Raw genomic sequence first — 6,962 nt, forward strand, 5'->3', positions numbered from 1 at the left:
CCGTGATCCCTCGCCCTCGGCGAGCAGCCAGCCGATGAGAGCCCCGGCCGGCAGGGTGGCCCCCGCAGGGGCCACCGGGTGGAACAGTCCCCCGGCCTCCGCCTCGACATCGACGTCGACCTTGTCGGTGGCCAGCCGCAGCAGTGCGTCGCCCTCCGCGACGGCCGCGCCGGTGGGCACCAGCCATTCGTCGATCGTGCCTTCCTGCATGGTCAGGCCGATCTTCGGCAGCAGAACCTCGACCGCCACGTCGGTCACGACCTTTCGAGGAGACGCCGGCAACCCTGGGCGATACGGGCGCGATCGGGCACGTACGCCTTCTCCAGGACCGGGGAGAAGGGAACCGGGGAGAAGGGGGCGCCGATGCGCAGGACCGGCGCGTCCAGGTAGTCGAAGACGACGTCCTGGATCTGTGCGGCGATCTCCGCTCCGAGCCCGCCGAAGGTGACGGCCTCGTGCACCACGAGCACCCGGTTGGTGCGACGGACGGAGGCGAACATCGTCTCGGTGTCCAGGGGTTGCACGGTACGGGGGTCGATCACCTCGATCTCCACGCCCTCGGCGGCGAGTTCGTCGGCCGCCGCGAGGGCCTCCCCCACCATGCGGCCGAGGGCGATCACGGTGACGTCGGAGCCCTGCCGCGCGGTGTGCGCCTGGCCCAGCGGGATGCCGTAGATCTCCTCGGGCACCTCGCCGCTGCTGCCGAGCAGGACCTTGTTGAGCATGACGACGACCGGGTTGTCGTCGCGGATGGCCGAGACGGTCAGGCCCTTGGCGGTGTACGCGTCGCTCGGCATCACCACCTTGAGGCCGGGCACATGGGCCAGCCAGGCCTCCAGGCTCTGGCTGTGCTGGGCGGCGGCGCCGAGGCCCGCGCCGGAGGCGGTGGTGATGGTGAGCGGCACGGACAGTCCGCCGCCGAACATGTACTTCATCTTCGCCGCCTGGTTGACGATCTGGTCGAGGCAGACGCCGATGAAGTCCATGAACATCAGGTCGACGACAGGACGCAGGCCCCGGGCGGCGGCTCCCACGCCGAGGCCGACCAGGGCGGCCTCGGAGATCGGGGTGTCGATCATGCGGCGGGGCCCGAACTCGTCGAGCAGGTTGTCGAACATGCGGAAGACGCCGCCGTATCCGGCGACGTCCTCGCCGGCGACGAAGACGTTCTCGTCCTCGCGCATGGCCTGCGCGAGCCCCTCGTTGAAGGCCTTGACGTAGGTGAGTTTGCGCGTGGCGACGGCCGGTGCCTCGGTGGTGGTGGTCATGGCAGTCATGGCGGTCATCCCGAGTAGACGTTGAGCAGCAGGTCGGCTGGGTCGGGCAGCGGGCTCGCCTCGGCGTACGCGATGGCGTCGGCGATCTCGTCGCGGGTGCGCTGCCATACGTCGTCCAGGTCCGCGCGGGTCGCGGTGCCGTCGGCGACCGCGCGGGCCTCGATCAGGTCGATGGGGTCGCGGGTCTTCCACTCGGCGACCTCCTCGTCCGAGCGGTAGGGGTGGCGCAGGCCCTTGACGCCCTGGTGGTCGAAGAAGCGGTAGGTCTTGGCCTCGATCATCATCGGGCCCTCGCCGCGCCGGGCCCGTTCGACGGCTTCGGTGGCGGCGCGGTGGACGGCGACCGCGTCCATGCCGTCGACGATGACGCTGGGCATGCCGTAGGCGGCGGCCCGGTCGGCGACGTCGGTGAGCAGCATGTGTCCGGACTGCGGGGTGAACTCGGCGTAGCCGTTGTTCTCGCAGACGAAGACGACGGGCAGGCCGAGGATCGCGGCCATGTTGGCGCCTTCGTGCCAGGCGCCGATGTTGGTGGCGCCGTCGCCGAAGAAGGTGACGGCGACGTTGTCCTCGCCCTTGTAGCGGGCGGCGAAGGCGGCACCGACGGCGATCGGGACGCCGGCCCCGACGATGCCGTTGGCGCCGAGCATCCCGCGCTTGAGGTCATTGATGTGCATGCTGCCGCCGCGGCCGAGGCAGGCGCCGGTGACCCGGCCGTACAGCTCGGCGTACATCTCGCGGAAGCCCACCCCCTTGGCGACGGCGTGTCCGTGGCCGCGGTGGGTGGAGGTGATCTGGTCGTCGTCGCGCAGGGCCGCCATGACGCCGGCGGCCACGGCTTCCTGGCCGACATACAGGTGTAGGAAGCCGGGGAGCTTTCCCGCCTCCATGAGCTTTCCCGCCTCGGTCTCGAACAGCCGGATGCGCACCATGCGCTCGTGCAGGTCCTTGACGACCTGCGGGCCGACCGAGCTGACCTCTGGGCTGACCTGCGGGGATTTCTTCGACGCCGTTGACGCTCGTTGAGCCATCGTCCGCCCCTTCGTCCGAGGGAGGTTGCCAAGCAATCGGACTTACTTGTGCCGGTCTACAGTAACCAGCTTGGGGCACCTTACTGAACAGCGTCTCTAATTACTATGCCCCGGGTCCGGGTTGCCGCCCCGGGCGTCCACCAACTCCACGGCGTTGCCCTCCGGATCCGCCCAGAAGCTGATCCGCCGGCCGCGCGCCAGGACGACGACCGGGTCCGACAGGGGCCGGGCACCCGCGGCCGGCAGCGCCGCCAACACCGGGTCCAGGTCGTCGAGATGGAACGTGAGACACGACAGCCCGGGACGCCCGGCCGACAAGGGCGCCGCATCCGCCGACACCGGGGCCGACCGGGGAAGGATCAACTTGACGCACCCCCCGGAGGGCACCCGCAACCAGACCACCGTCAGCTCTCCGCCGAGACCGGCGGGGCCGCCGATGGAGTCCGGTATGCGCGAGCGGTGCTCGGCGCGACATCCGATGACGTCGCAGTAGAAGCGTTCCATCCGCTCCAGGTCCCGCACCACCACACCCACCTCGAACGGCCGGGTCATCACCATCACACCCACCCCCACACGACGCCGAGCGGCAACTTCGACACTTTCTATTGACAGAGCACACTAAGTCCTGTTGTCGTTTCGGACACAACCCAGCTGTCGCATTCCGAAGCCGGTCGCCGGCTCGCGGCTGGGAGGATTGTGAGGACATCGTGGTCCAGACCAGTTCACCGGAGATTCGGGAAGCAGGCACCGGGCGCAGGTCGCCGGTCGCGGCCCCGGTCGCCCCCGCCACCCCCGAGTACTCGTCGTGGATCAGCCGGGACCGGTCCACCGACGCGGCGTCCGAGACGATGCGGCGGGAGGCGGCCGAGCTCGTCGAGCGGGTGATGGCGCACTACCGCGACAACACGACGCACGAGGCGGCCGGCCAGTGGACGGAACCCGTGGCCAACTACCTCGACGCCGACCGCTGGCAGCGCGAGACTGACGCCGTCCACCGGAGTGTCCCGTTGCCGCTCGCCATGTCCTGCGAGCTTCCCGGGCCGAACACCTACAAGGCGATCGACGTGCTCGGCATCCCCGTGCTGATCACCCGTGACCGGCAGGGCGCCGTCCACGCGATGATCAACGCCTGCCGGCACCGGGGGGCCAAGCTCCTCGAACCCGGCTGCGGGGTGTCGAAGCGGCTCACCTGCCCGTACCACTCCTGGTCCTACGACCTGGCCGGGGAGTTGCGGGGCGTGTACGCCGAGAAGACCTTCGGCGAGGTTCCGCGCGAGGGCCGCAGCCTGATCAGGCTCCCGGCCGGGGAGCGCGCGGGGATCGTCTTCGTCTCGCTCGACCCGGCGGCCGAGCCCGACCTGGACGCCTGGCTGGGCGATCTGCTGCCGCTGCTGGAGGGCCTCCGGATGGCGGAGTGCCACCACTACTCAACCGGCGAGCTGACCAGTCCCAACTGGAAGGTCACCCTCGACGGGTACCTGGAGACGTACCACTTCGCATCGCTGCACCCGAAGACGGTGTTCGAGACGAACCTCTCCAACATGATGGCCCACGACACCTGGGGCCCCCATCAGCGCATCGCACCGGCCCTGCGCCCCATCGCGCAGGCGGTCGAGCTGCCGCCGGACCAGCGCGATCCCGGGGACTGTGTCGGCCCCATCTACTGGCTCTTCCCGGGCCTCGCGATCGCCGGCGGCTGGCGCCAGAAGATCGCGGTCTCCCTGGTGCTCCCCCGGACGGCGACGGAGTCGGTGACCCAGCAGATCATCCTGCTGCGGGAGCCGGCGGTCACCGACGAGGAGCGCCGGGCCGCCGACCGGTTCGGCGAGTGGTTCCACGAGGTGGTCCGTGACGAGGACTACGCGACCACCTACGGAGTCCAGCAGGGTCTGAAGGCCCTCGACGGGACCGATTTCGTCTTCGGACGCAACGAGCCCGGGCTCCAGCACCTGCACCGCACCATTCACCAGCACCTGGAAACAGCAGCCCCCAGAGCCGCCAGGTGAGCAACCAACAAGACTCGCGGGAGAACACCATGGTGGCTACGGGCAGCCTCGACGGACGTGTCGCGGTGATCACGGGCAGCACGCGCAGCATCGGCCGCGCCATCGCCGAGGCCTTCCTGGCCGACGGCGCGACGGTCGTCGTCAGCGGCCGTTCCGAGGTCAAGGGCAAGCAGGCCCTGGAGGAGATGGGCGCCGGGGACCGGGCCGTCTTCCACCCCTGCGACGCCAACAGCCAGGAGGACATCGAGGGCCTCGCCGACTTCGCCGCCGAACGCTTCGGCAGACTCGACATCTGGGTCAACAACGTGGGCGGCAGCTCCGGCTTCGCCCCGATCCACCAGCTCAGCGACGAGGCATGGCACGACGCCCTCAACCTCAACATCAACGGCTACTTCTACGGCACCCGCCGGGCGCTGCCGAAGATGCTGGAGGGCGGCTGGGGCCGCATCATCAACATCTCGTCCGTGGAGGGCAAGCAGGCCAACAAGCCCGCGATCAGCCACTACATCACCAACAAGCACGCCATCCACGGCCTGACCAAGGCGACCGCCTTCGAGTACGGCACCCAGGGCATCACCTGCAACGCCATCTGCCCCGGCGCCGTCGACACCGACCTCATGCGGGCCGCGGGTCCCGCTGCCGCGGAGGCCGAGGGCATCTCGTACGAGGAGTGGCTGGGCCGGTTCGCCGAGCATGCCGCCACCAAGAAGATCACCACCGTGGAGCAGGTCGCGGCGGTCGCCTCGCTGCTCGCGAGCGACGCCGGGGCGGGTATCACCGGCACGCTGATCAGCGTCGACGGCGGCACGGCGCAGTGGTAGGCGAGGGACGGGCAGGGGCAGGCGCGGGTACGGAGAGCGGGAGACCTCGGTCATGAAGAGCTGGATCACGGACTGGCAGCGCAGTGAGCGACTGCCGCACTACACCCGGGCCAACGCGGGCGAGACCCTGCCGGAACCCGCCAGCCCGCTGGGCTGGACCCTGGTCTGGGGGCGGGGCCTGCAGGGCTGGCGCAACGGCTTCGTCGGCTTCGGCATCTACCGCGACGAGGAGGTGGCCGGTCCCCGGCCGCCGTTCGTCGGGATGTTCGGCGGCTACTTCTACCTGAACCTGTCGCACATGCGGCTGTTCGGCATCCGTATGGGCCAGACGGCGGACCAGATCGACACGGCCTTCGTCGGACAGCGCTCCGACACGCCGGTCTACGTGGCGCACCCGGACGACCAGGACGAGGAGCTGACCGCCAAGGCGGGCGGGACACTTCAGCGGATGCTCGGCCAGGCCGGCTTTCCGGAGGCCGACGCCGACCGGGACCGGCTGCGCGCCCTGCGCCGCTCGCGCCCCGACCTGACGCGGTTGTCCGACGCCGAACTGGTGGCGCACGCACGGTCGTTGCTGGACGAGGTGGAGACGACGTTCCAGCGGCACGTCGAGTCGTCGCTGCCCGCGTCCGTCGGACCGGCGATCCTCGGTCCGCTGTGCGCGGGCGTGGACCGCCCCGGCGCCATGCTCGACCTCATCGGCGGTCTCGGAGACGTCGACTCCGCCTCCCCCTCGACCGGGCTGTGGACGCTGTCCCGGCAGGTGGCGGCCTCGGCCGAGCTGACCGCGCTGTTCGACCGGGGCCCGGCCGCGGTGGAGCAGGCGCTCGACAGCGCGACCGGCGATGTGAAGGCGTTCCGTGACTCCTTCGAGGAGTTCCTGGCGGAGTCCGGCGACCGCGGCCCCAACGAGTGGGACATCCACGCGCTGTCCTGGGAGGCGGCTCCCGTCCAGGCGCTTGCCCTGGTCGACCGGATCCGGCACAGCCCCGACGACGACTCCCCGGCCGCCCGCCGCACGCGGCTGACCGAGGGGCGCGAGCGGACGGCGCGAGAGATCCGGGCCGTGCTGCCCGAGGAGACGCAGCCCATGTTCGACGCCGGTATGCACGCCTCCCAGGTGTGGATCCCGGCCCGCGAGCGCACCAAGGCGAACTGCGTCACCGTCGTCAACGAGATCCGCATGGCCGTACGGGAACTCGGTCGGCGCGGTGTCGAGGCGGGGCTCTTCGCCCGGCCCGAGGACGTGATGATGCTGCTGGACACCGAACTCGACGACTATGTCGCCGCCCCGGAGTCCTTCGGCCCCGTGATCGCGCAACGGCTGGAGGAGTACGCGGGCCTGCACGAGCTGGAGCCGCCGTTCTTCGTCGCCGACGACGCGCGGACCGAGATCGACTCCTGGCCGCGACGCGCCGAGGAGCGGACTCCGGCGGCCGTCGAGGGTGAGGTGCTCGGTGGTGTGGGCGGCAGCCACGGCACGTACACCGGCAGGGTGCGGGTGGTCACCGACCCGGCCTCGTGCGAGTCGCTGGAGCCCGGTGAGGTGCTGGTCGCGCCGATCACGGACGCGGCCTGGACTCCCCTGTTCCTGGTCGCCGGTGCGGCCGTCGTGGACGTGGGCGCGCTCAACAGCCACGCCGTGGTGGTCTGCCGTGAGCTGGGCATCCCGGCCGTGATCTCCGTCGAGAGCGGGACGCGGCGGCTGCGGGACGGCATGGTGATCACGGTCGACGGCGAGCGGGGCACGGTCACCGTGGACAGTGTCCCGGCGCCGCTCGGCAGTTGAGTACGCCGCGGGCCCGTCGCTGCCTCCCCAGCAGCGAC

At 70.6% G+C, this 6,962-nt stretch carries 7 protein-coding genes; 3 read left to right on the forward strand and 4 right to left on the reverse strand.

Annotated elements, in window-relative coordinates:
- The 4 genes from ACWCRB_RS48235 to ACWCRB_RS48250 all read right to left on the reverse strand — a co-directional run.
- Nucleotides 1–258, reverse strand: a 258-nt coding sequence (locus tag ACWCRB_RS48235) for a lipoyl domain-containing protein (protein ID WP_451002131.1), incomplete at its 3' end; no start/stop codon positions are given.
- Nucleotides 255–1,277: an alpha-ketoacid dehydrogenase subunit beta gene (locus tag ACWCRB_RS48240; RefSeq protein ID WP_389349615.1), complete on the reverse strand. Its 1,023-nt coding sequence runs from the start codon at nt 1,275–1,277 to the stop codon at nt 255–257. The genes ACWCRB_RS48235 and ACWCRB_RS48240, both read right to left, overlap by 4 nt.
- 5 nt (nt 1,278–1,282) lie before the next feature.
- Entirely contained in the window at nt 1,283–2,308 is a 1,026-nt protein-coding gene (locus tag ACWCRB_RS48245) for a thiamine pyrophosphate-dependent dehydrogenase E1 component subunit alpha (RefSeq protein ID WP_451002132.1), read from the reverse strand.
- 96 nt (nt 2,309–2,404) lie between these two features.
- Nucleotides 2,405–2,860: a VOC family protein gene (locus tag ACWCRB_RS48250; RefSeq protein ID WP_451002133.1), complete on the reverse strand. Its 456-nt coding sequence runs from the start codon at nt 2,858–2,860 to the stop codon at nt 2,405–2,407.
- Nucleotides 2,861–3,015: 155 nt separating this feature from the next.
- Between ACWCRB_RS48250 and ACWCRB_RS48255 the strand changes: the two genes are divergently transcribed.
- From ACWCRB_RS48255 to ACWCRB_RS48265, 3 genes are read left to right on the forward strand one after another with little or no spacing between them, the layout of a single operon-like run.
- Entirely contained in the window at nt 3,016–4,314 is a 1,299-nt protein-coding gene (locus ACWCRB_RS48255; protein ID WP_451002134.1) for an aromatic ring-hydroxylating oxygenase subunit alpha, read from the forward strand.
- The gene (locus tag ACWCRB_RS48260) at nt 4,311–5,135 is read left to right on the forward strand and encodes an SDR family NAD(P)-dependent oxidoreductase (protein ID WP_451002135.1); all 825 of its coding nucleotides are present in this window, start codon (nt 4,311–4,313) and stop codon (nt 5,133–5,135) included. The genes ACWCRB_RS48255 and ACWCRB_RS48260 overlap by 4 nt, the downstream gene beginning before the upstream one ends.
- A gap of 52 nt (nt 5,136–5,187) precedes the next feature.
- Nucleotides 5,188–6,924, forward strand: coding sequence for a PEP-utilizing enzyme (locus ACWCRB_RS48265; RefSeq protein WP_451002136.1), 1,737 nt, complete (start codon nt 5,188–5,190; stop codon nt 6,922–6,924).
- Nucleotides 6,925–6,962 lie beyond the last annotated feature (38 nt).

Source organism: Streptomyces sp. NPDC002156 (genome assembly GCF_053593675.1).